Source organism: Tateyamaria sp. syn59 (assembly GCF_007995245.1).
Taxonomy (GTDB): domain Bacteria; phylum Pseudomonadota; class Alphaproteobacteria; order Rhodobacterales; family Rhodobacteraceae; genus Tateyamaria.
The window spans coordinates 147,715-171,341 of sequence record NZ_VCBA01000004.1 but is presented as its reverse complement, the minus strand read 5'-3'; the positions used below and the strand labels follow the sequence as shown (position 1 = coordinate 171,341).

At 63.8% G+C, this 23,627-nt stretch carries 19 protein-coding genes; 13 read left to right on the top strand and 6 right to left on the bottom strand.

Annotated features, from left to right (window positions below; genetic code table 11):
• Positions 1–18 precede the first annotated feature (18 nt).
• Positions 19–411: a 5-carboxymethyl-2-hydroxymuconate Delta-isomerase gene (locus tag FD715_RS09435; RefSeq protein WP_147108652.1), complete on the top strand. Its 393-nt coding sequence runs from the start codon at positions 19–21 to the stop codon at positions 409–411.
• Between the two features lie 119 nt (positions 412–530).
• Here FD715_RS09435 and FD715_RS09430 read toward each other — a convergent pair whose 3' ends face one another.
• From FD715_RS09430 to FD715_RS09415, 4 genes are read right to left on the bottom strand one after another with little or no spacing between them, the layout of a single operon-like run.
• On the bottom strand, positions 531–1,265 hold the full coding sequence (locus FD715_RS09430; protein WP_147108649.1) for a proteasome-type protease: 735 nt from the start codon (positions 1,263–1,265) through the stop codon (positions 531–533).
• 38 nt (positions 1,266–1,303) lie between these two features.
• Complete coding sequence (locus FD715_RS09425) at positions 1,304–2,104, bottom strand: transglutaminase family protein (RefSeq protein WP_147108646.1); 801 nt, start codon at positions 2,102–2,104, stop codon at positions 1,304–1,306.
• Between the two features lie 3 nt (positions 2,105–2,107).
• Entirely contained in the window at positions 2,108–3,052 is a 945-nt protein-coding gene (locus FD715_RS09420; protein WP_370455375.1) for an alpha-E domain-containing protein, read from the bottom strand.
• 1 nt (position 3,053) lies between these two features.
• Positions 3,054–4,481 (bottom strand): circularly permuted type 2 ATP-grasp protein, encoded by a 1,428-nt coding sequence (locus FD715_RS09415; RefSeq protein WP_147108643.1) that lies wholly within the window; start codon positions 4,479–4,481, stop codon positions 3,054–3,056.
• A gap of 129 nt (positions 4,482–4,610) precedes the next feature.
• On the opposite strand from FD715_RS09415, the gene FD715_RS09410 reads away from it, so the two are divergent.
• The 5 genes from FD715_RS09410 (at position 4,611) to FD715_RS09390 (ending at position 9,445) form a co-directional block, all read left to right on the top strand.
• On the top strand, positions 4,611–4,970 hold the full coding sequence (locus FD715_RS09410; RefSeq protein ID WP_147108640.1) for a hypothetical protein: 360 nt from the start codon (positions 4,611–4,613) through the stop codon (positions 4,968–4,970).
• A gap of 62 nt (positions 4,971–5,032) precedes the next feature.
• Positions 5,033–5,863, top strand: coding sequence for a 3-keto-5-aminohexanoate cleavage protein (locus FD715_RS09405; protein ID WP_147108637.1), 831 nt, complete (start codon positions 5,033–5,035; stop codon positions 5,861–5,863).
• A gap of 86 nt (positions 5,864–5,949) precedes the next feature.
• A complete protein-coding gene (locus FD715_RS09400; RefSeq protein WP_147108634.1) occupies positions 5,950–7,185 on the top strand; it encodes an acyl-CoA dehydrogenase family protein in 1,236 nt (411 codons plus the stop codon).
• A 128-nt stretch (positions 7,186–7,313) separates the two neighbouring features.
• Positions 7,314–8,948, top strand: coding sequence for a hypothetical protein (locus tag FD715_RS09395; protein WP_147108631.1), 1,635 nt, complete (start codon positions 7,314–7,316; stop codon positions 8,946–8,948).
• Between the two features lie 2 nt (positions 8,949–8,950).
• Positions 8,951–9,445 (top strand): hypothetical protein, encoded by a 495-nt coding sequence (locus FD715_RS09390; protein WP_147108628.1) that lies wholly within the window; start codon positions 8,951–8,953, stop codon positions 9,443–9,445.
• Here FD715_RS09390 and truA read toward each other — a convergent pair.
• On the bottom strand, positions 9,407–10,213 hold the full coding sequence (truA, locus tag FD715_RS09385; protein ID WP_147108626.1) for a tRNA pseudouridine(38-40) synthase TruA: 807 nt from the start codon (positions 10,211–10,213) through the stop codon (positions 9,407–9,409). The two genes, FD715_RS09390 and truA, sit on opposite strands and share 39 nt — an antisense overlap.
• A gap of 208 nt (positions 10,214–10,421) precedes the next feature.
• On the opposite strand from truA, the gene FD715_RS09380 reads away from it, so the two are divergent.
• From FD715_RS09380 to FD715_RS09350, 7 genes are all read left to right on the top strand, one after another.
• Positions 10,422–11,834, top strand: coding sequence for a YcjX family protein (locus tag FD715_RS09380; protein ID WP_189799463.1), 1,413 nt, complete (start codon positions 10,422–10,424; stop codon positions 11,832–11,834).
• On the top strand, positions 11,831–12,274 hold the full coding sequence (locus tag FD715_RS09375; RefSeq protein ID WP_147108619.1) for a GNAT family N-acetyltransferase: 444 nt from the start codon (positions 11,831–11,833) through the stop codon (positions 12,272–12,274). The genes FD715_RS09380 and FD715_RS09375 overlap by 4 nt, the downstream gene beginning before the upstream one ends.
• A complete protein-coding gene (locus FD715_RS09370; protein ID WP_147108617.1) occupies positions 12,274–13,290 on the top strand; it encodes a YcjF family protein in 1,017 nt (338 codons plus the stop codon). The genes FD715_RS09375 and FD715_RS09370 overlap by 1 nt, the downstream gene beginning before the upstream one ends.
• Before the next feature lie 3 nt (positions 13,291–13,293).
• On the top strand, positions 13,294–14,913 hold the full coding sequence (locus FD715_RS09365) for an FAD-dependent oxidoreductase (protein WP_147108613.1): 1,620 nt from the start codon (positions 13,294–13,296) through the stop codon (positions 14,911–14,913).
• A 112-nt stretch (positions 14,914–15,025) separates the two neighbouring features.
• The gene (locus FD715_RS09360) at positions 15,026–17,785 is read left to right on the top strand and encodes a DUF2339 domain-containing protein (RefSeq protein WP_147108610.1); all 2,760 of its coding nucleotides are present in this window, start codon (positions 15,026–15,028) and stop codon (positions 17,783–17,785) included.
• Between the two features lie 278 nt (positions 17,786–18,063).
• Entirely contained in the window at positions 18,064–21,048 is a 2,985-nt protein-coding gene (gene ileS / locus FD715_RS09355) for an isoleucine--tRNA ligase (protein WP_147108607.1), read from the top strand.
• Positions 21,049–21,080: 32 nt separating this feature from the next.
• Positions 21,081–21,335, top strand: coding sequence for a DUF3253 domain-containing protein (locus FD715_RS09350; protein WP_147108604.1), 255 nt, complete (start codon positions 21,081–21,083; stop codon positions 21,333–21,335).
• A 77-nt stretch (positions 21,336–21,412) separates the two neighbouring features.
• Here the strand turns inward: FD715_RS09350 and FD715_RS09345 are convergent, their stop codons facing one another.
• Positions 21,413–23,605, bottom strand: a complete 2,193-nt coding sequence (locus FD715_RS09345) for a primosomal protein N' (RefSeq protein WP_147108601.1) — start codon at positions 23,603–23,605, stop codon at positions 21,413–21,415.
• Positions 23,606–23,627: the final 22 nt, after the last annotated feature.

Genomic DNA, 23,627 nt, shown 5'->3' with positions numbered 1-23,627 from the left:
GCGCACCAGTCTTGACCCATGCCGCATATCATCCTCGACTACTCCGCCAACCTTGATGACATGATCGACATGCACGCGTTGTGCGTGGCGCTCAAGGATGCGGCCGCTGCCACGTGGGTCTTTCCGCACGCTGGCATCCGGGTTCGGGCACATGCTGCCACGCATAGCGTGGTTGCGGATGGGGATCCGCGTCACAGCTATGTCGACATTACCATCCGACTTGGTGCGGGACGGAGCGAGGCCCAAAAGACGCACGCCACGGAGGCGATTTTCGAGGCGGCAAAAGTGTTCACAATGGACCACATGGCCAATCACCCGTTCATGCTGTCACTCGAGCTGCGTGAGATCGACCCGGACCACAGCCGCAAGGTGAGTTCGATCCGAGACTACCTCCCGCCTGAGATGCACTGATTGTTTCTTCTGACTGAAAATACCACGGGGTTTGGGGATCGTCATTGAGATGCCATTGGCGCGAGAGACAATGGCGATGCCCCAACACTTCATATCGTCGCCGCAAGGCGGCCGCTAAATCAATCAAAGGAAAACTCAGGCAGCTGATCAAAAGCGACCTTTAGTGCCTCGCCCCAGCCGTTCGACACCATCTGGTAGTAGGGATCGTCCGGCTCGATCCGTTCGGCGTGGGTGATACACAGGCTGTCACCGGTATAGGTCACATAATCCAGCGGCAGGCCAACGGACAGGTTCGATTTTATGGTCGAATCGAAGCTGACCATCAAAAGCTTCACCGCATCCTCGAACCGCATCGCCGGATCATGGGCGCGCACGATGATGGGCTTGCCGTACTTCGCCTCACCGATCTGGAAGAACGGCGTGTCTTCCGAGGCTTCGATGAAGTTCCCCTCGGGATAGACCAGAAACAGGCGCGGCTCCGATCCCTTGATCTGACCGCCGATGATCATCGTTGCGCCAAAGGCGCCGTCGGCCTCCATGCCGGTTGTCGCATTGGCACCGATGACCTCTTTCAAGGTGCGGCCAACCTCGCGCGCCACTTGAAACATCGACGGCGCTTCAAGGATCGAGGGCTTACGCTCCTCTGGCGCCTTCGAGCGCTCATCCAGCAGCGAGATTACCGATTGCGTCGTGGCGAGGTTGCCGGCGGTCATGATGACAATCACCCGCTCGCCCGGAACCTCCCACGTATGCATTTTCTTGACGGTCGAGATGTTGTCGACACCTGCGTTTGTCCGCGTATCGGCCATAAAGATCAGCCCGGCGTCCAGCCGCATCCCTACGCAATATGTCATATCTTGTGTGTTCCCGCCCGACTCACGGCAAATCTGCGCTATTGCTGCTGTACCTGCAAGATCACAGACATATCTTCCGCAGCGTTACCATAACGTAAACCCGAGATAGGGGCCGCGCCGCGGTAGTCGAGGGCTGTCGCAACGCGCACGTAGCGTGCATCGGGCGAGATGCCGTTCGAGATATCGAACCCGACCCAACCCAGGTTCTCAATATGGGCCTCCGCCCAGGCGTGGCTGGCATCCTGATCCACACGGTCGTTCATCATCAGATAGCCCGAAACGTAGCGCGCCGGGAAACCCAGCGCGCGGGCTGCCGTGATAAAGACATGGGCGTGATCCTGGCACACGCCGTGCCCGGCCTCCATCACGTCTTCTGCAGACAGGTCAGAGGCCGCCTGGTCCGTGGAATAGGGCACCGCCTCCAGCACAAGGGCCGACAGGGCATGCAGCCGGTCGACGGCCGCGCCGTCCTGTGGTGCGGCGTCGATCAGGGCGCGAACGCGCACGCCAGCCTTGGTCAGCGGTGTGCTGCGGCGGAACAGCCATAGGGGGACATATCCGCCCTGCGGGCCGACGATGCCCGCCCGGTCCTCGATATCGACGGTGCCCGTACATGTGATTTCAATCTCGGACTGGCCGGGGGTAAAGCTGACCAGGTCCACGGCATTGGCGTGTTCATCCTCGAACGACACTTCGACCTCACCGCCGGTCACATTGATGTCCCAATCCTCGACCACCTGTCCCGGTCGCGACTTGGGGCGCAGGCGTATCTGCTGCAGGCCGTAAGGCACAGGGGCATCGTAGGTGTAGTGAGTCTTGTGGTGGATTTTCAGGCGCATGGCTTACTCGATGAACCGGTAGTCTATTTCGATTTGACGGCCCAGCGTCGCACTGTCGCGCAGGAAATCGGAGATGAATTCGTGCAAGCCGTAGTCGAATATGGCGTTCATGTCATGCGACCGAAATTTTGAACACAATGCATCGGCAAGGGACTGGCAGGTGTGCCGCGTTCCGTATTCCTTTTCCAGGTAGCCGAGGTTGTCGTTGATCTTGCCGTAGCAGAAGGCGAGGCTGCGCGGCAGGCGACCATCGAGGATCAGGAAACGCGCAATGGCGCGGGGGTCCACATCGCCATCATGCAGGGTCTGGTACGCGCGCGTGGTCGACGTGGCACGCAGGATCGTGTCCCATTGCACATTGTCCGACGGGCTGCCAACCAGCCGGACCGAAGGCAGCAGGATATAGTATTTCTGGTCGATGATCCGGGCAGTGTTGTCGGCGCGTTCATAAAAGGTGCCGATCCGGGCGAAATTGTAGATGTCATTGCGCACCATGGTGCCGTGCAGCGCGCCCCGGACAAACGCGCTGCGTTGCCGGATCACCTGCAGCACCCGGGGCAGGTCGCGGTCTTCGATGGGGCGTGCCAGCAGGCGCTTGAGCACCATGTAGCATTCGTTCACGGCCTCCCACACCTCGCGGGTGAGCGCGGTGCGCACCACGCGGGCGTTCATGCGGGCCGCTTCGATCCCCGCCATGACCGAGCCGGGATTGTTCGGGTCGCGCAGCAGAAAGTCGATGACTTTCGAGCCTTCGGGCGCGCCGTGTGCCGCCTCGTAAGCGGAGGCGAGGCCGGTCGACGACAGGATCGACGTCCACTCGCTGTCCGCAGCGCTCGACCGCGTCAACGAAATGCGCAGACCTGCGTCGATCATCCGTGCAGTGTTTTCGGCCCGTTCAAGGTAGCGGAACATCCAGAAGAGCCCGCCGGCAGTCTTGCCCAGCATCATGTTACTCCTCCAGCACCCAAGTGTCCTTGGTCCCGCCGCCCTGCGATGAGTTCACGACCAGTGACCCTTCGGTCAGGGCAACGCGGGTCAGCCCGCCGGGCGTGATGTCGATCCGGTCGGGTGACACGAGCACAAAGGGGCGTAGGTCGACATGCCGCGGGGCAAGGCCCGCATCGGTCAGGATGGGCACTGTCGACAGCGCAAGCGTCGGCTGCGCGATGTAGTTGCCGGGGCTGGCCTCAAGTTTCGCGCGAAACTTTTCGATCTCTTTCTTGGACGCAGCCGGACCCACCAGCATGCCGTACCCGCCCGATCCGTGCACTTCCTTGACCACCAGATCGGCAAGGTTGTCGAGAACGTATTTCAGCGCTTCGGGTTCCGAGCAGCGGTGCGTCGGCACGTTTTTCAAGATCGCCTTTTCGCCGGTGTAAAACTCCACGATGTCCGGCATGTAGCTGTAGATCGCCTTGTCATCCGCGATGCCGGTGCCCGGCGCATTGGCAATTGTGATCCCGCCCGCGCGGTAGACGTCCATGATGCCCGGCACGCCCAGCACGCTGTCGGGGTTGAAGTTCAGCGGGTCCAGGTATTCGTCATCCACGCGGCGGTAAAGCACGTCGATGGGCTTGTACCCTTTGGTCGTGCGCATCGCGACACGTCCATCGACGACGCGCAGGTCGTGCCCTTCGACCAGTTCCGCGCTCATCTGATCGGCCAGAAAGGCATGCTCGTAATATGCTGAATTGTGGATGCCCGGTGTCAGCACGGCGATGGTCGGGCGTCCGCTGCAGGCATCGGGGGCGCAGGCGCCAAGAGACTTGCGTAAGGACCGGGGGTATTGGCTGACCGACTGCACTTTGATCTTGCTGAAAAGCTCCGGAAACATGTGCAGCATGGTTTCGCGGTTTTCGAGCATGTAGCTCACGCCGGACGGGGTCCGCGCATTGTCTTCCAGCACAAAGAATTCGTTGTCGCCCGTGCGCACCAGGTCTGTGCCGACGATATGGGTGTAGATGTCACCGGGCGGCGAGACGCCGATCATTTCGGGCAGAAAGGCGTCGTTGCGGGCGATCATCTCGGCGGGCAGGCGGCCCGCGCGCACAATCTCCTGCCGGTGGTAGATGTCGTGCAGAAAGGCATTGAGCGCGCGCACGCGCTGTTCGATCCCCTTGGCCACCTTGGCCCACTCGCGGGCTGCGATGATGCGGGGGACAAGGTCGAACGGGATCAACCGTTCGGTGGCGTCCGGATCGCCATAGACGTTGAAGGTCACGCCGATCAGGCGGAACAGCGCCTCGGCCTCTTCCGACTTGGCCAATAATCGAGCCGTATCTTCGTGGTGGAACCAGTTGCAGTAATCGGCGTAGGGGGCACGTGCGTCAGTGCCATGGCCGAACATTTCGTCAAAATACTTCTGGTCAGATGCCATGTCTCTTAGCGTGCATATTCTGATCCGTATCGCAACCGGACTGTCCGGAACGGGTCTGAATCGGAACTTGTTGGTGCGCCGGGCGCCAGAAACAGCGTAATTTCTGCACATTTTGCAAGCACTTGGCGCTTGTCGCTGGTGACCGGGCAAAAATGCAGGCGACGCCACTGCGATCACGGTCGTTCTTTTCCGTATTTGAAAAGAGAAGAAGCCAGAGGCGCGCGCGACGATGACACCGCCGCCTTAAGGTTAACACTCGTTAAGGTGAATGCGCCCTTAAATCCTGAAGAGCGTAACCACGTGTTAACCGGTCTCCGAGCAGACTACCGGCACGGTACAGGCTGCCGAGCCGATGACCGTAAGAGGAGAAGCCTTGCCATCCCGCCTGCGTTCCGCCTGGCGGTCGGGCCGGATGGCGAGGTGGACCTGTTCTTCTTCTCTTTTCAAATACGGAAAACCCCGACATTGCAGCAATTGGGACGTTCGTGACTGGACGCGGCGGGCGCTATGCTGGACGGTGCGTATACCAAGACATGTCACAGGAAACCGCAATGCCCGCCCCTTGCATCATCTGCGTTGCCATCACCGGGTCCGTCCCGCAGAAATCGGACAACCCGGCGGTCCCGATCACCTTGGCCGAACAGGTCGAAAGCACACATGCAGCGTTCGAGGCAGGTGCCAGCATCTGCCACGCCCACGTGCGCAACGACGACGGGTCGACAACCTCAGACCCTGAAAAGTTCGCCTTGCTCAAGGAAGGTGTGGAAAAACACTGCCCGGGCATGATCATGCAGATGTCCACGGGCGGACGGTCCGGGGCGGGAAAGATGCGCGGGGGCATGTTGCCGCTGCGGCCCGACATGGCGTCGCTATCGGTCGGGTCGAACAATTTTCCCACCCGCGTCTATGAAAACCCGCCGGACCTGGTGGATTGGCTGGCGGCCGAGATGATCACCCATGACGTCAAACCCGAGATCGAGGCATTTGATCTGAGCCACATCTTTCGCGCGGCTGAGATGCATGAGAAGGGCCAGATCAAGGACACGCCCTACGTTCAATTTGTCATGGGCGTGAAGAACGCGATGCCGGTCGACCGGCGCGTGTTCGATTTCTACATTGAGACCGTGGAGCGGCTTTTTCCCGACGCACCCTGGTGTGCGGCGGGCATTGGCGCAAACCAGATCGTCCTGAATGAATGGGCCGTGGCCGCCGGCGGGCATGCACGCACAGGGCTTGAGGACAACGTGCGCCTCGACAAGCAGAGGCTGGCTCCCTCCAACGCGGCCCTTGTCGCGCGGGTGGTTGATATTTGTGCCAGACATGACCGTCCGGTGGCTAGTCCTGCGCAGGCGCGCGCCATCCTCGGGTTGCGCGCGGCCTGACCACGTGCCCTAGCGTCATTTGCCTCATCCGGTGGACACGGCCCGGTTGATCCGCCACGCTGCGGACCAGCAGGAGGAGATCACCCATGGACATGTCATTCACGCTACGCCCCGAAAACCGCGATTTGCTGGACCGGGTGGCGACCATGATCCGGGACGAGATCATGCCGCTCGAAGACGAATATGCCGCCGAAGTCGCAAAGGGCGACCGCTGGGCCTACACCGACCGCCAGACCGAGATCCTCGAAGGCCTCAAGGCCAAGGCCAAGGCCGCCGGTCTGTGGAATTTCTGGCTGACCGACAGTGACAAGGGGTTCGGCCTCAGCACGGTTGAATACGCGCACTTTGCCGAAGAAATGGGGAAAACCCCGCTTGGGGCAGAGGTCTTCAATTGTTCCGCCCCCGACACTGGCAACATGGAAGTGTTCGAACGCTACGGCACTGACAAGATGAAAGAGGATTGGCTGGCGCACCTCCTCGAAGGGAAAATTCGTTCCGCCTATCTGATGACGGAACCCGATGTTGCCTCGTCTGATGCCACAAACATCTCGATGTCCTGTGTGCGCGACGGCGATCACTATGTGCTCAACGGCGAAAAGTACTGGGCCAGCGGCGCAGGGGACCCGCGCTGCAAGGTCTACATCGTCATGGTCAAGACGGGCGGCGATGACCTGCCCAAGCACAAGCGCCAGTCGATGATCGTTGTCCCCGCGGGGACGGAAGGCATTGAAATTCTGCGCCCCATGCTGGTCTACGGCCACGACGACGCGCCGCACGGGCACATGCACATCCGCTTCACCGATGTGCGCGTGCCCGCCGAGAACATCCTGCTGGGCGAGGGGCGCGGGTTTGAGATTGCGCAAGGCCGCCTAGGGCCGGGCCGCATTCACCACTGCATGCGCGCCATCGGGCAGGCCGAAGCTGCGCTTGAACTGATGTGCAAACGGTCGTTGTCGAAGGAAGCGTTTGGCAAGCCGCTCGCCCAGCTGGGCGCCAATTATGACATCATCGCGGAATGCCGGATGGAGATCGAGATGGCCCGGCTTTTGTGCCTCAAGGCCGCGTGGATGATGGATCAGGGCGACGCGCGGGCCGCCGCCCCATGGATCAGCCAGATCAAGGTCGTGGCACCCCGTGTCTCGCTCAAGGTGATTGACGAAGCGGTGCAGATGCATGGCGGGCAGGGGATCAGCCAGGACACGCCACTTGCGACCGCTTGGACCCACCAGCGCACGTTGCGGCTTGCCGATGGGCCGGACGCAGTCCACCGGCGGCAGGTCGCGCGGGCGGAGTTGAAGAAATACACCCAGCAGAAGATGTAGGCCGAAAATCGGCGCGCTTTTCGGCGGGCCGCAGCAACACTGCACAAATGGAAAACGTATCGTTTTCCACCTGTTTTCCGCGTCGGAAAACACTTGCGTCATTCGATTTGAGCGCGGAATGTCTTTGTATGAAGGACCACGCGCTCCCTCACGTGCCTCTGCGGCCGCCGGAAACGGTGCTGCGCCTTGCGCGCATGGCACAGATGATGCCGACGCGCCTGTCCTTTCTACGTGTCCTCGTCCGTCGCCTGTGCGCAGAGCATGCGACCATCACCCGCCCGGTCTGGGACATGTCGCCCGAAGGCTTTGGTCGCGCCGTCTATTCCATCGCACTTGGCGGTAACACCTACTCTCTGGTCGCGATCTCCAACGACCTGCCCGCCGATCATCGTAGCGATCGCGTCATCGCAACCGCATGGGACGCGGCCTTTGTCCTGTTTGACGGGGTCCCCGGCCCGGACGACCTCGACCGGATCGCAGCGCAAGCGCCCAAGCAGGAAGCCGGACGCTTTGGTCCGCGCGATCTGGTCCTGAGCCGCGCCAACAAATCGGTGCGCATGTGGGAGGCGACGGTTGCCGCCCTGAAGGCCGGCCACCAACCCGACCCGGACATGATCCGCGACATCGGCTATTTGATGCGCACCACGGCCGTTTACGGAAACGGCAAGTTCGGGATAGCCGACAGGCACCTGATCGCCGACAGGCCGGGCCTCGAAGGCCCTTTTGCAGCCGAGATGCTGACGGTCTATCTGATCCGGCACTTCACGCTCGATCTTGTGCAATTCGTGGGCGGCGCACCGCTTGCCCCGACGCTCGCCCGTCACCTTGGCATCGGCAACGCCACGGGTCTTGGGATGGCGCCGTTTCTGGTGAACCATCCGGTTCTTCTGCACAACTGGATGCACACCCGCGAAACGGCCCTCGCCCGCGTACTCGGTCGGTCGATGATGACAGATGCGCAGGTCACACGCCTGCAGGGACTTGCGCACCGCGCACTCGCCCACCTCGCCGATTGGCACGTGCCCGCCGCCGACCACGATGCAACTCTGCGCAAACTTGAGGCGGATTGGCTTGCCTTCCTGCCGAATTTCGACGCCCCCACATCATTCGCCGCGCTGTGGCAGGCAGGGCAAATGCAGACAGGCGCTCTGCAAGAGCTCCTGGCAGCCCTCCTGATCGAAGCCTGCCCTGAAGATGTCGATGATCTGGCAGCCGATATGGGCGATCCCTTTGGTCCGCTTGTGACGCCGTTTCCCGACACGGATGCCGTGAGATCCGCGATAGACCGAGATTGGGCCTGGGCGCTCGACTGCGACTACGATGCAGCCGATCACTGCCGCCGCTTCTGGTACGTCAGCGCGGCCAAGCTCGAACCGCGCCTGGGCGATCGCTTTGCCGAACCGGGGGCGGAGCTTGAAACGCCTCTCGACACCGCGCGGCGCGTGGCGCCGCTCTACGCAGCGCTACCGACCAGGCCGCAGCCGGTGTCGGAGTTCACCGCCGCGCACCCCGAACACGCCCACGCCATCGCCCGCGTGGCGCTGCTCAACCGCTACCCATACGCGGAAATTCGCGACAACCTGATTGCTGCGACCTGTCGCCCCATTGATATGTTGCGATGCAAGCTCAGCTTCTTTGGTGCGACAAAGTTTGATCCCAAGTCCGACCTGTGGACCCGCGTCACGCTGGCCCAGGGCGCGCCACTGGGACACGAACTGCGTCCTGAGATGGATGATTGGTGGCTTCCGGTGATGGAGCGATGAGCATGTCATGGACCGAAGTGCAAAACCTGGGCGTCAAGGCGGCCAGCGGTGCCGGGGTGCCGCCCGCGCAAGCGCTTGCCTTCGGCGCGATGCTGGCGCGGCACGTGGCAGATGACGGCCCACAAGGTGCAGTGACAGCCGCGCTGTCGGAACCGGAGCGGATCGTGGGGCTGGCTCACAAGGTCGAAACCATCGTTGAGGCGGCGTCGATCTCGTCCAAACCCGTGCTCGCCAAGGAAGAGGATGCAGGCACGCGCGCGATGTTGGTCAGCTGGATCGCCGGTCTGCCCTGCAAGTCCGATTTGGAGGTCGCCGGGGCGAAGTTGCGCATCAACCTGTCGCTGACAGAGCCCAGCACGCGCGGGCGACCCGAACGGCTGCATTTAGAGCCGTCATTAGCTGCGCTGATGACTGAGCTTGCAGCCAAGACCTATGTCCCCGACAGCGCCGCGTCGCGCTCAGGTGGCGCTGGCGCGGGCTTGATGGAGCTCGACTGACGCTGCAAACGGATCGTCAGGATAGCCGACGCCCGCCAGATAAAGCCCATCCGGCGGACAGACCGGACCACATGCCGACCGATCACAGGCCTCCAATGCCGCTTTGACATCGCCTGGCGCCCACGCACCAGCACCCACACGCTCCAAAGTGCCCACAAAGCTGCGCACCTGATTGTGCAGGAACGACCGCGCGCGCACGTCGAACTGCACCTCCGGTCCGTGCGGACCCTCCACGCGCGTCACATCCAGCCTGTCCAGCGTCTTTAGCGGACTGTCCGCCTGGCAGATCGACGACCGGAAGGTCGTAAAGTCATGCCGTCCGATCAGGTGATCTGCGCCTGCCTGCATGGCTTCCACGTCCAGCGCGTTGTTCACACGCCAAACCAGCCCCTTGAGATGCGTGGCAGGGGCTCGGCGCATCAGGATGCGAAACAGGTATCGCCGCTCAACCGCTGAAAATCGCGCGTGCCAGTCATCGGTCACGCGCGCACAGGCCACAATCGCCACCGGCTGAGGCTTCAGATGATGGTTCAGCGCCTCGGACAACCGAAAAGGATCCCAATCCTTTTCCATGTCGCAATGGGCCACCTGCGCCAGCCCATGCACGCCCGCATCGGTGCGCCCGGCGGCGGCAATGGTGTGAGCGCGTGGCTCCAGCTTAGCAAGGGCTGCCTCGATGGCACCCTGCACCGAAGGCTGATCCGCCTGCCGCTGCCACCCGGCAAACGGACCTCCATGATACTCTACTTTCAGGGCATAACGCGGCATGGCCGCCGACCTAGCTGCAAAATCGCAACATCGCAACGGCGCGGTTAACGTCCGTTCTTCCCTGTTTTCAGAGAATCCCAGCCCATTGCCCGTCAGGTGGCTTGGCCACCGTCAGGGGAGGCTCCCGCAGTTTCAACCCGCACAACGTCGAACTGGTAGGACCGGGCTGAGCACCCTACATAAGCCCCAAGGAATGAAGGGGAACTACGTGGTTCTGACGACAATTGCCGATGGGGTGCTGGATGTGGCCCAGGGCATCTACGACACCGGGGCGGACCTCTTTGGCGACACGACCATCCGGCTGGGGGTCACAGGCCTCGCCCGGTCGGGCAAGACGGTTTTCATCACGTCACTGGTGGCCAACCTGCTGGATCAGGGCCGCATGCCGCACCTGCTGGCAGCAAGCGAAGGGCGCATCGCCGCTGCCTACCTGCAACCGCAGCCGGATGATACCGTGCCGCGCTTTGACTACGAGGCGCATATCGGCGCGCTCACCGGTCAGCCGCCGCACTGGCCCGATAGCACCCGCGCGGTCAGCGAGCTGCGCGTGTCGCTCAAGGTCAAGCCGAACGGGTTGCTGGCCGGTTTGCAAGGGCCACGCACCGTGCATCTGGACATCATCGACTACCCAGGCGAATGGCTGCTGGATCTGGGGCTGCTGGATCAAAGCTACGATGACTGGTCCGCCACGACACTGTCCCGCCTCGCACACCGCGACAGCGCGGCGACCTTCCGTAATGCGCTGTCCTCCATCGACGGTGCCGAAAAACTGGATGAGCCGCAGGCGAAGACTCTGGCCGCTGCCTTCACAGACTACCTGCACGCCGCCCGCGCAGCGGGCTATTCGGACTGCACGCCGGGCCGGTTCCTGCTGCCCGGCGATCTTGAGGGCTCGCCTGTTCTGACCTTCGCGCCGCTGCCACCCGGCGACGCACCCCGCCGCTCGCTCCGACGCGAAATGGCGCGCCGGTACGAGGCCTATAAGGCGCAGGTCATTCGCCCCTTCTTTCGCGATCACTTCGCCCGCATCGACCGGCAGGTCGTGCTGGTCGACGCCCTTGGCGCCATCCACAACGGCCCCGCCGCGGTCGAGGACATGCGCACCGCCATGTCCGAAATCCTGTCGGCCTTCCGCCCCGGTCGCAATGCCTTCCTCAGCCAGATTTTCCGCGGCAAACGCGTGGAAAAGATCCTCTTTGCCGCGACCAAGGCAGACCATGTCCACCACGTACAGCATGCCCGCCTCACCGCCATCATGGAGGCGCTGACCCGAGAGGCGCGCGACCGCGCCCGCTTTGCCGGGGCCGATACTCAGGCGCTCGCCATCGCCGCCCTGCGCGCAACGACCGAGGACACGGTGCAGCACGACGGCGCGCCGCTCGACGTGGTGCGGGGCACGCTGCTCGACACCGGCAAACAGGCGGCCTTCTATCCCGGTGCGTTGCCAGAGGACCCGTCCCACATCCTGTCACCCGCCGCGAACGGCGCGCAGGACTGGCTGAACGGCGACTACGAGGTGATGCGCTTTGCCCCCGCAGCCCTAAGCTTGCGCCCCGGCGACGGCCCGCCGCATATCCGGCTGGACCGAGCGGCGCAGTTCCTGTTCGGAGACAAGCTGTGACCCATCTCCGCCCCGCCCAACCCACCGACGCGGGCGCCGTGGGTGCGATCCTGTCCGCTTTCATTGACGGCACGCCCTGGATGCCGCGCATTCATACGCGGGCCGAGGATCTGTCCTTCGCCGGGCACATGATCGAAAAGGGTTGGGTGACGGTTGCAGAGCAAGGCGGCGCCGTGCAGGCCTTCTGCGCCCGCAACGGCGCGGATGTGCACGCGCTTTACGTCTCGGACACGGCGCAGGGGCAGGGGATTGGCGCGCAGCTGCTGTCGCGGATGCAGGCGGCAACTGATCACCTCACCCTCTGGACCTTTCAGGCCAACACAGGCGCGCAACGCTTCTACCTGCGCCACGGTTTTGCCGAGGCGGAGCGCACCGATGGCAGCCGCAATGACGAAGGTCTGCCCGACATCCGCTATGACTGGCACAAGGAGGGCGCGTGATGGCCCAAGGCCCCGTCCTGATCGAGATCGAAGATGAACCGGCGCCCAAGGTGGCCGAGGCCCCGCCAGTGCCGGATGTAAGCCCCGCTGTGGCACCACGCGGTGACGCCATGCAGATGGCCGCGCGTGTGGCGGCGGCCAAACCATCACGGCTCGGGCGGCTTTTCTGGGGGCTGGCGGGCGCTCTCCTGACTGCCGTGCTCAGCGCTGCGGCGTGGAATTTCGTGATGGCGTGGATCGAGCGTGCGCCGCTGCTTGGTTGGGCGTTCACGGGCTTGCTTGCCGCCTTCGTGCTGACTCTTCTGGTCATCGCCCTGCGCGAGTTGTCCGCACTGCGTCGCCTGACCCGGCTCGACGGCCTGCGCCATGATGCAGCGCAAGCACTTGAACAGAACGATCTGGCAGCGGCCCGCGCGGTGACTGACCGGCTCGACGCGCTCTATCGCGCGCGGCCCGAAACCGAATGGGGTCGCGCGCGCCTTGCCGAACTGCGCGGCGACCAGATGGACGCCACGGGCCTGCTTGCGCTGGCTGAAGACACACTGGTCGCCCCACTGGATCAGGCTGCCGAGCGCGAGGTCGAGGCCGCCGCCCGTCAGGTTGCAACGGTCACCGCACTCGTCCCGCTCGCTCTCGCCGACGTGGTGGCCGCGCTCACAGCCAACCTGCGCATGATCCGACGCATCGCCGAAGTGTACGGCGGACGCGGGGGCGTCGTGGGCAGCTGGCGCCTGACCCGAGCCGTGATGGCGCATCTGGTCGCCACGGGTGCCGTAGCTGTAGGCGACGACATGTTGGAGCCGGTGTTGGGTGGCTCTATCCTCGGCAAGCTGTCGCGCCGATTTGGCGAGGGGCTGGTCAACGGCGCGCTCACCGCTCGCGTGGGCGTGGCCGCCATGGAAGTTTGCCGCCCGCTTGCCTTTGCCCCTGGCACGCGCCCCAAGGCGCGCAATCTGGTGAAACAGGCACTCAGTGGCCTATTTCAGACACAACGCAGCACCAACGGACAGGAGTGAGCCATGGAAACCTTTGCCCCAGACCTGACAACAATGGTGCGGACCCCGCTGACGGATGAACACGTCGCCGCCATGCGCCGCGTGGGCACCCTCGTCGACGTCAAGGCAGGCGAATACTTCCAGCGCGCAGGCGAACGGATTGAGACCTTTCACTACCTCCTGTCCGGAGAGACGGAGGCGGTGAACTCATCCACCGGCAAGCGCTATGGCAATGCGACGCTCGGGCCCGGACAGTTCTTTGGGGAGTTGGCGTTCCTCAATGGCGGACGCGCCTTTATGGGCGGGCGGGCCGTGCAGGATACGCAGATGCTGTGCGTCACCCGCGATGACATGTTCAAGCTGATGGCCGACATGCCCGAGATGTCCGACATCATCATCACCGTCTTCGCCGCGCGCCGCCGCCGCATGCTGGATTTGTCCGAAGGAGGACTTACCCTGATCGGGGGCGAGGTTGACCGCGACGTGCGCCGCATCGCCAGCTTTGCCTCCCGCAACCGCATTCCCTTTGTGGAGGTCGAGATCGATAGCGCCGAAGGCAATGACCTTGCCAGCCAGTGCAGTATCAACCGCGCGCACCCTGCCGTGGTCTTTGCCAAGCACCAAGTGATCGACCCGCCCACGCCGCGCGGCGTGGCGCAGACGCTCGGCCTCGACATGGCGCTGCGCAAGGAGGACGTCTATGATGTGGCCATCGTAGGTGGCGGGCCCGCCGGTGTGGCAGCGGGCGTCTACGCCGGTGCCGAGGGGCTCTGCGCTGTCGTGCTCGAAGACCTTGCCATCGGCGGGCAGGCGGGCACCTCGTCCAGAATCGAGAACTACATGGGTTTTCCCACCGGCATCTCCGGCGGCGACCTCGTAGGGCGGGGCGAGGTGCAGGCGATGAAGTTCGGCACACGCTTTGCCGTGCCCGTGCGCGCGACGGAACTCATGCAATGCGAAAAGCACCTGTTCCACATCAAGCTCGACAATGACGACTGGGTGTCGGCCAAGGCGCTGATCGTTGCCACGGGCGTGCAGTACCGGCGTCTGCCGCTCGAACGGTTGGAAGAGTTGGAAGGCAGCGGCGTCTACTATGCCGCCACAGATGTCGAGGCACGCTATTGCAAAGATACCGAAGTGGCCGTGATCGGCGGTGGTAACTCGGCCGGGCAGGCGGCGATGTTCCTCGCGCGCAGTGCCAAACATGTGCACGTGCTGGTGCGCGGTGAAAGTCTTGCGTCGTCCATGTCCGACTACCTGCTGCAACGGCTGGAAAGCCACCCGCGGATCACCATCCACATCTGCACCGAGGTCAAGGAGTTGCACGGCGATCACCGGCTCGACGCCATCACCGTCCGCGACCGGCGCGGCGGCCAGGACTGGACCCTGAACACCAAAGCGCTGTTCGTCATGGTGGGGGCGGCACCGAACACCAAATGGCTGTCCAATCTGGTCGAACTCGATGACAAAGGGTTCGTGAAAACCGGGCCGGACGTGGGTGCTGTCAGCGGCTACGAGACGTCGCGCCCCGGCATCTTTGCCGTGGGCGACGTGCGCGCGGGCTCGGTCAAGCGGGTGGCCAGTGCTGTGGGCGAAGGGTCGGTCGTGATGTCGGCGGTCTGGGCGCATATCGCCGACAGCTGATCGCGCCTTCCCATGGGCGTTGAACAGCCATCTGCAAAGGTCCGGAAAACCGTGCCTTTTTCCTCACGCGCCGGTGATCTAGTCTGGCGACCACCGGTGTGGGAGGGCGCAGATGGAAGGTTTGCTGATGCTGGCGGGACTTGTGGTTCTCGCCATCCCGGTCGCGGTAATCTACCTGCTGGTGGCCGTCTCGGGCCTGCGTACGCGCATCGCCGAGCTTGAACAGAGACTGGCCGCGGCGCGCGCAACGCCACCTGCCGCTCCCTCCAAACCCGCCCAGACCGCGAAAGACGATACGCCCGAGACCCCATGGGACCGAGGCAAGGCGAACGAACGCCCACCCCTGCCCCCGCTTGCCGAAACCGCAGCCGCGCGCGTGGTTGCGCAGCGGAAGGCCGAGGCACAGGCAGAGGAAACGAGCGCCGCCGCGCCACCACCACCTCCACCGCCCTCGGAACCACTAGAACCAACGCCGCTTATGCGGTTTGGGGCATGGCTGGTCGCAAACTGGTTCTACGCTGTCTCGGCTCTGTCACTGGCACTCGCGGGCTTGTTCCTTGTTCAATACGGTATCGAAAATGACCTTTTCCCGCCCACAGCACGCGTGCTGGCCGCGCTGGGCTTTGGCGGCGCACTGATCGCCGGGGGCGAGGTGATCCGGCGGCGCTATGGCGACGGGGCCGACACCGCGACCGCCTATATCCCGTCGGTCTTTTCCGGGGCCGGGCTGGTGTCGCTGTTTGGCGGCGTCTCGGCAGCGCGCTTGCTGTACGATCTGATCGGGGTCGAGGTCGCCTTTGCCGGGATGGCTGCCGTCGGTTTGCTCGGCGTCGGGCTTGGCTGGCTTTACGGCCCACTCCTGGCCGCCGTGGGCGTCTTGGGCGCCTTTACCGCGCCGCTTCTGGTGGGCAGCACGGTGCCGCCCACTGCCTGGCTGTTTGTCTATTTCGGCGCAATCACCGCCGTGGGTCTGGGCATCGACACGATCCGGCGCTGGGCTTGGGTGTCGGTGCTGAGCGTCGCGCTGGGGCTGGTCATGGGCTGGCTGACGGTTCTGGGCGGTGAGGTCGATCTGTCACTCGGTTTTCAGGCCTATGTGGCGGTGCTGGCCGTCTTGTCGATCCTGATCCCGGCGCGGTCGTTTCGCCCCGATCACGGGGGCGTGCTGGTCCATGCCTTTCTGCGGGACGGCAAGGGCGAAAAGCCCGCCTTTCCAACCTGGCTCGCACTGGGCGCGGTTGCTGCGGCATCGGCCTCCATCGCATGGCCCGCCGCATCGGCGTCGATCCAGTGGAGCGCTGCTGCAGGAACCGAGCCGTTCTGGATGGCGCTCATCAGTCTCGTGGCCCTGTCTGTCGCCCTCATCTACTGGTCGGTCACGGCACCCGCGTTGCAGGACATCGCGCTGCTGCCGGTGTTTGCGGTTCTTGCCGTGGTCGCGCGCGAGGGGATCGAGATGGGGCCGGTCATCTCGGCCTTTGCCGATGCCTACGCCGTCACACCCGAGGCGGACTATCCTATAGCGGTCAGCGTTCTTTGGGCCGTTGGTCTGCTCCTGAGTGGCGCGATGGCGCTGCGTGCGCTGCGACCGGGCGTTGGTCTGCTCTGGGGGCTTGCAGCGGCACTGACCGCGCCGGTGATGGCCATCGTGCTTGAGGGGACGTGGCAACCGGCGCTCACGATTGGGGCCTACCCATGGGCGCTCCATGCCATTGCGCTTGCTGCTATGATGGTCGGCCTTGCCCTGCGCTTTGCGCGGGCCGATGCGCCAGACCGGGTGCGGGCGTCTTTGTTCGTGCTGTCGGCGCTGGCGTCGATCAGTTTCGCGCTGGTGCTGATCCTGTCGCTCGCGGCTCTGACCGTGGCGCTTGCGGTGACGGTGCTGGTCGCTGTCTGGCTTGACCGACAGTTCAAGCTGCCGCTCATGCAGGTGTTCATTGCGATTGGCGTGGCCGCTGTCGGTGTGCGGCTCGTCGGCGATCCGGGGCTTGACTGGGCGCTTGATGCGCCCCTGTGGGAGATGCTGTTGGCCTATGCGGGCTCACTGGGTGCTTTCGTGGCCGCCCTGGTCCTCTTGCGCGGGTTGGAGCGTATGACGGCGCGGATCATGCTTGACACCGCGGCGTGGTCGACGGCCGGGATGACTGTGTCGCTCTTGTTGATCCGCTTCCTCGACGACCTTCTGCCGGGCAGCAACACGGACACGCATTGGGCTATGGGCCTCTTTGCCGTGATCTGGCTGGGGCTTATGCTCGTGCAACTCTTGCGGATCGAGGGTCTGGGCGGTGTGTTTGTCTGGGTGCGCGGCCTCCTCGCTGCGCTCTTCGGCCTGATCGGATTTGGGGCGCTCGCCCTTGGTCTCACGCTGTTTTCGCCGCTTCTGAGCAGCTGGGGCGACGACGTGGCTGGTCCGCCGGTGCTGAACACGCTGATCCCGGCCTATCTGCTGCCCGCGCTTCTCTTGGGCTTTGCGGCATGGCGCATGCGGCAGCCGGTGTTGCGCTGGGGCTTTGGCGGCGTGGCGGTGGCCCTGACGGTCTACTGGTCCTTTGCGGCCATTCGGCACATCTGGCAGGGCCCGGACGCGATGGAGCTGAGCAAAGGGTTCCTGCAGCCCGAGCTTTACAGCTATACCGTGGCCATCCTGCTGACGGGTGCGGTCCTGTTCTACCAGTCGCTGGCGCGCAATGCGACGGGCCTGCGCCGCGCGGGGCTCGCGGTGATCGGGCTGGCCGTGGCCAAGGTGTTCCTGATCGACATCTCGGGTTTGGATGGGTTGGTGCGCGTGCTGTCGCTGGTGGTGCTGGGCCTGTCGCTGGCCGGGCTTGCTTGGCTCAACCGCTGGGCGCAGATGCGGCACCTGCCTGATTGAGCGCGCAGATGCGCGCACGTGATGTTTTGCGTCCACGTCCGGTGGTCGCGATGTGCGAGGCGCTGCCTCGCGCTCCGGGATTTTTTGAAACAGGGAAGGGGGACTTGTGACCGTGCCGCCCCCTGCCTATAAGGCGCGCATGATGCACACCGGCCTCATTCAGCGAATTACATCCCCGGCGCTCTGACCTGATCGACGAGCCGCCGGGATCATAGGTGCTTGAGCCATCGCACCGAACCGCTATACCCCAACTGACTGATTTTCCGAGGACACGAGCCATGTGTGCCGACACGCCCGACTACAAAGACACCCTGAATCTGCCCAAGACCGACTTTCCCATGCGCGCCGGCCTGCCCAAGCGCGAGCCCGGATGGCTGGAGCGCTGGGCGCGCATCGGGGTTTATGACCGGTTGCGGGAGAAGGAGGGAAGGGAGCCTTTTACCCTCCATGACGGTCCTCCTTACGCCAACGGTCACCTGCATATCGGTCACGCCCTGAACAAGACGATCAAGGACATGATCGTCCGCTCGCACCAGATGATGGGCCGCGACGCGCGCTACATCCCCGGTTGGGACTGCCACGGGCTGCCCATCGAGTGGAAGATCGAGGAACAGTACCGCAAGAAGGGTCGGGACAAGGACCAGGTGCCGATCAACGAGTTCCGCGCCGAGTGCCGGGACTTTGCCGCCGGATGGGTTGATATCCAGCGCGAGGAGTTCAAGCGTCTGGGGATCACCGGCAACTGGGATCAGCCCTACCTGACCATGGATTTCCATGCCGAGCGTGTGATCGCCGGAGAGTTCATGAAATTCCTCATGAACGGCACGCTCTATCAGGGCTCGAAGCCCGTGATGTGGTCGCCGGTCGAACAGACTGCGCTGGCCGAGGCGGAGGTCGAGTACCACGACAAGGACAGCTTCACCATCTGGGTGAAGTTCCGGGTCGCTGAGTATCAGGTGCCAGACCTTGCGCTGGCCGGTGAAGAGATGGGGGGCGGCGAAGCCACGGCCATTTTTGAGGCCGGACAGAAGGCCGCGGCCGACTTTGAAGGCGCTTACGTGGTCATCTGGACGACCACGCCCTGGACCATGCCGTCGAACAAGGCGGTCGTGTTTGGGCCGGACATCTCCTATGGCCTATACGAAGTTACCGGGCGGCCCGAAGAATGCTGGGCGCGTATTGGCGACCGCTACATCCTGGCGGATAACCTGGCAGCCGACGTGCTGGGCCGCGCGCGGCTGGACGACACCATGTATCGCCGTCTGCGGGACGTCACGCCTGCGCAGCTTTCGAACATGACGCTCACCCACCCGCTCAAGGGTGCCGAAGACGCCAACGGCGAATGGGACGACATCCGCGACTTCCGCGCCGCCGATTTCGTGACCGACACCGAGGGCACGGGGTTTGTCCACTGCGCCCCGTCCCACGGGATGGAGGAATATGACCTATACCGCGAGCTTGGGATGCTCGAACAGGTCATCACCTACAACGTGAACCCTGATGGGCGCTTCCGCGATGACCTGCCGTTCTTTGGCGGCAAGGCGATCCTGAAACCCAATGGGAAAGAGGGCAACGCCAACGCCGCCGTCATCGAAAAGCTGGCCGAGGTGGGCGGGCTGCTGGCGCGCGGCAAGATCAAGCACAGCTACCCTCACTCTTGGCGGTCCAAGGCGCCCGTGATTTACCGCAACACGCCGCAATGGTTTGCCGCCATCGACAAGCCTGTGGGCGATGGGCAGGACACGCACGGCACCACCATCCGTGAACGCGCGCTGACCGAGATCGACAACGTGAACTGGGTGCCGCGTTCTGGCCGCAACCGCCTGCATTCGATGATGGAGGCGCGCCCCGACTGGGTTCTGTCACGCCAACGTGCCTGGGGCGTGCCGCTCACCTGCTTTACGAAGAAGGGGGCGCTGCCGACGGACGAAGACTTCCTGCTGCGCAACCCGGAGGTCAACGCACGCATAGTCGAGGCATTTGAGGCTGAGGGCGCCGATGCCTGGTATGCCGACGGCGCCAAGGAGCGTTTCCTTGGTAACCTCGTGAACCCAGATGAGTACGAACAAGTCACTGACATCCTTGACGTCTGGTTCGACTCCGGCTCAACCCACGCCTTTGTTTTGCGAGACCGCGAAGATGGCACGGATGACGGTGTGGCCGATGTCTACATGGAGGGCACCGACCAGCACCGCGGCTGGTTCCACTCCTCGCTCCTGCAATCGGTCGGCACCACGGGCCGCGCGCCCTATCGCAACGTGGTCACCCACGGCATGACGCTCGATGAAAAGGGCCTCAAGATGTCCAAATCCATCGGGAACACGATCGTGCCCGAGGAGGTCGTCAAGCAATATGGCGCCGACATCCTGCGGCTCTGGGTGGCGCAGACCGACTACACCGCCGATCAGCGGATCGGGCCGGAGATCCTCAAAGGCGTCGCCGACAGCTACCGCCGGCTGCGCAACACGATGCGGTTTATGCTGGGCTCTCTTTCGGACTTTATCGAGGCGGATCGCACCGACCCGGCGGACATGCCGGAACTCGAACGCTGGGTGCTGCACCGCCTGTCCGAACTGGATACGGTCGTGCGCGAGGGCTACCAGAAGTTCGACTTCCAGCGCGTGTTCTCGGCGGTCTTCACCTTCGCGACTGTCGACCTCTCGGCCTTCTACTTCGACATCCGCAAGGACGCGCTCTACTGCGATGGCGACACGCTGGAACGGCGGTCGGCGCGCACCGTGCTGGACCTGCTCTACCACCGGCTGACGACGTGGCTCGCCCCGATCCTCGTCTTTACGATGGAGGAAGTCTGGTTGGAGCGTTACCCCGGTGACGACAGCTCGGTTCACCTGACGGACATCCCGGAGACACCGCAGGCGTGGCGCGACGATGCACTGGCCGCGAAATGGGCGGGCATTCGCAGCGCCCGGCGCGCGGTGACGGCGGCGCTCGAAATCCAGCGCACCGACAAGGTGATCGGCGCCTCACTCGAAGCTGCCCCTGTGGTCCATGTCGAAGACGCGGACCTTGCGGCCAGCCTGCAAAAGCTGCCCTTTGCCGACATCTGCATCACGTCGCAGATCAGCGTGACAACAGACCCGGCCCCGACGGAAGCATTCCGTATGCCGGAAGTCGCAGGCGTCGGCGTTGTCTTCGAAAAGGCAGAAGGCACAAAATGCACCCGCTGTTGGAAGGTGCTGCCCGACGTGGGCCTGCACGCCCATCCGGGCGTCTGCGGGCGCTGTAATAATGCGCTGGGGTAGGCGGAGGACACCTCCGCCTTACATGGCGCTGTATGGCGGATGATGCGCAGATCAGGCTAGCGATCCTAGACGCAGTTCACGCACGCAGGGCGGGCAAAACCATTTGCCCCTCCGAAGTGGCGCGCGTGCTCACCCAGGAGTGGCGTCTGCTGATGCCGGACGTGCGCCGTGTTGCACAAACGCTGGCCGACGACGGCAACATCGCGATCACGCAAAAGGGCAACCCGGTCAATGCTTTGACAGCCCGTGGCCCAGTTCGCCTTGGCCTGCCTGTTTCTTCTGACTGAAAATACGACGGGGAGGCGCTTTAGCACCGGGGGCAGCGCCCCCTAAACTATGTCGTCGGCGCAAGCCGGCCGCTAGATCAGTAAAAACTCTGCGGATCAATATCCACGGCCAGACGCAGATCGCCCTTCAACCGCAATTGACCGACCCATTGCGCAATGGCGCCCTGCAGCGCCACACCCTTGCCCGCCTTCACCAACAGCCGCACGCGATGGCGACCCCGAATGCGGGCAATCGGGGCAGGGGCCGGGCCAAAGACCTGCGCGCCCACCCGCTGTAGTGCGCCCGCATTCCGCGCTAACGCGTTGGCTGCATCAAACACCTGCGCTACATCCGGCCCGCTCAGGATGATGCCCGCCATCCGGCCATAGGGCGGCACACCTGCGGCTTCGCGCTGTGCCGCCTCGGCCCGCCAAAACCCTTCCTCGTCCCCCGCCAGAATCGCGCGGATCACCGGATGCTCCGGCTGGTAGGTCTGCAACATCGCCGTGCCCGGCTTCTCTGCCCGGCCCGCACGGCCCGCAACCTGCCGCATCAACTGAAATGTCCGCTCTGCTGCGCGCAGGTCCGATCCCTGCAACCCGAGGTCGGCGTCGATGACGCCAACGAGGGTCAGGTTCGGAAAATTGTGCCCCTTCGCCACGAGCTGCGTGCCGATGATCACGTCAGCTCCACCTTCGGCAATCTGCTCGATCTCCGCCTTCAGCGCACGAGCCGAGCCATACATATCCGAACTCAGCACCGCCACGCGGGCGTCGGGAAACAGCTCCACCGCCTCCTCGCCCAACCGTTCCACACCGGGGCCGACGGGGGCCATCCGGTCCTCCGCTTCGCAAGCAGGACAGACCGTCGGCATCGGCTTCGTCTCACCACACTGATGGCACATCAACCGCTTCAGGAACCGGTGCTCGACCATGCGCGCATCGCATTGATCACAGCCCACCTGATGCCCGCAAGCGCGACACAGGGTGATCGGAGCATAGCCACGGCGGTTCAAAAACAGCATCGCCTGCTCGCCCGCCTCCAGCCGCGCCTCGACCGCGCGCTTCAACTCCTCCGACACCCAGCGGTTCGATGGCAGCTTCTCCGCCCGCATGTCGATGGTGCGCATGGTCGGCATCACGGCAGGACCAAACCGCGCCTCCAGGTCGAGCCGCTTGTACTTCCCGCTTTCCGCATTGGCCCAGCTCTCCAACGACGGGGTGGCCGAGGCCAGCACCACCTGCGCCCCCAGCATGGATGCGCGCAACACCGCCATGTCGCGCGCGTTGTACAGCACGCCATCTTCTTGCTTGTAGGACGTGTCGTGTTCCTCATCGACCACGATCAGGCCGAGTCTCTGATAGGGCAGAAACAGCGCCGACCGCGCCCCGATCACAAGCTGCGCCTGACCTTGGCCGACCATTTTCCAGATGCGCCGCCGCTCCGTCATAGTGGCCCCGGAATGCCACTCGGCAGGTCGGGCACCAAACCGCTCTTCAACCCGCTTCAGAAACTCCGCCGTCAGCGCGATTTCAGGCAGCAGAACAAGCGCTTGCCGCCCGACCTTCAGGCAAGCCGCCACCGCTTCCAGATACACCTCTGTCTTTCCCGACCCGGTCACACCGCGCAGCAGGGTCGTGCCATATGCGCCCGACCGCACAGCCTGCGCAATGTGCCCCGCCGCACGCGCCTGATCGTCGGTCAGCTCTTTACCCGGACGCGACGGGTCCATCGGCGGAAAGGGCAAATCGCGCGGGCTGTCTTCCTCAGCCACGGCCCCCTGTTTCACCAATCCCTTGATGACCGATGATGTCACGCCCGACAGTTCAGCCAGTTCCTTAAGCGTGAACGACAACTCACCGTATTCACTTAGAAAATCCAGCACACGTCGCCGCGCATCGGTCATGCGATCAGGTTCATCCCGGCCACGGCGGTACACCTTCCGCATCGACGGCGGATCACCCAGCCCCGGCGCGCGCGTGGCCAGCCGCAGCATTGCAGGCATCGGCGTCAGCGTATAAGCTGCGGCCTTCTCCAAAAACGCCCGCATCTCGTCGCGCATCGGCGCGGCATCCAGCACCCGCAGCATCGACCGCACCTTGGCGTAGTCATAATCCCCTTTGCCCGGCCCCCAGACCACGCCCAGCACCTTGCGCGGGCCCAGCGGCACCTCGACAAAGGCCCCCAAGTGACATCCACCCTCGGGCGCCTTGTAGTCCAGCGCCCGGTCCAGCGGCTGCGTCGTCAGCACCGCCACCAGCGTCCCTTCGTCATAAAACGAGGGTATCATGTTAGCGCCAACGTATGAGGGG

Excerpts from the sequence above, each read along its gene's own strand:
- FD715_RS09435 (WP_147108652.1), top strand. The coding sequence starts at position 19 with ATGCCGCATATCATCCTCGACTACTCCGCCAACCTTGATGACATGATC.
- FD715_RS09430 (WP_147108649.1), bottom strand. The coding sequence starts at position 1,265 with ATGACATATTGCGTAGGGATGCGGCTGGACGCCGGGCTGATCTTTATG.
- FD715_RS09425 (WP_147108646.1), bottom strand. The coding sequence starts at position 2,104 with ATGCGCCTGAAAATCCACCACAAGACTCACTACACCTACGATGCCCCT.
- FD715_RS09420 (WP_370455375.1), bottom strand. The coding sequence starts at position 3,052 with ATGATGCTGGGCAAGACTGCCGGCGGGCTCTTCTGGATGTTCCGCTAC.
- FD715_RS09415 (WP_147108643.1), bottom strand. The coding sequence starts at position 4,481 with ATGGCATCTGACCAGAAGTATTTTGACGAAATGTTCGGCCATGGCACT.
- FD715_RS09405 (WP_147108637.1), top strand. The coding sequence starts at position 5,033 with ATGCCCGCCCCTTGCATCATCTGCGTTGCCATCACCGGGTCCGTCCCG.
- FD715_RS09400 (WP_147108634.1), top strand. The coding sequence starts at position 5,950 with ATGGACATGTCATTCACGCTACGCCCCGAAAACCGCGATTTGCTGGAC.
- FD715_RS09395 (WP_147108631.1), top strand. The coding sequence starts at position 7,314 with ATGAAGGACCACGCGCTCCCTCACGTGCCTCTGCGGCCGCCGGAAACG.
- FD715_RS09390 (WP_147108628.1), top strand. The coding sequence starts at position 8,951 with ATGTCATGGACCGAAGTGCAAAACCTGGGCGTCAAGGCGGCCAGCGGT.
- truA (WP_147108626.1), bottom strand. The coding sequence starts at position 10,213 with ATGCCGCGTTATGCCCTGAAAGTAGAGTATCATGGAGGTCCGTTTGCC.
- FD715_RS09370 (WP_147108617.1), top strand. The coding sequence starts at position 12,274 with ATGGCCCAAGGCCCCGTCCTGATCGAGATCGAAGATGAACCGGCGCCC.
- FD715_RS09365 (WP_147108613.1), top strand. The coding sequence starts at position 13,294 with ATGGAAACCTTTGCCCCAGACCTGACAACAATGGTGCGGACCCCGCTG.
- FD715_RS09360 (WP_147108610.1), top strand. The coding sequence starts at position 15,026 with ATGGAAGGTTTGCTGATGCTGGCGGGACTTGTGGTTCTCGCCATCCCG.
- ileS (WP_147108607.1), top strand. The coding sequence starts at position 18,064 with ATGTGTGCCGACACGCCCGACTACAAAGACACCCTGAATCTGCCCAAG.
- FD715_RS09350 (WP_147108604.1), top strand. The coding sequence starts at position 21,081 with ATGGCGGATGATGCGCAGATCAGGCTAGCGATCCTAGACGCAGTTCAC.
- FD715_RS09345 (WP_147108601.1), bottom strand. The coding sequence starts at position 23,605 with ATGATACCCTCGTTTTATGACGAAGGGACGCTGGTGGCGGTGCTGACG.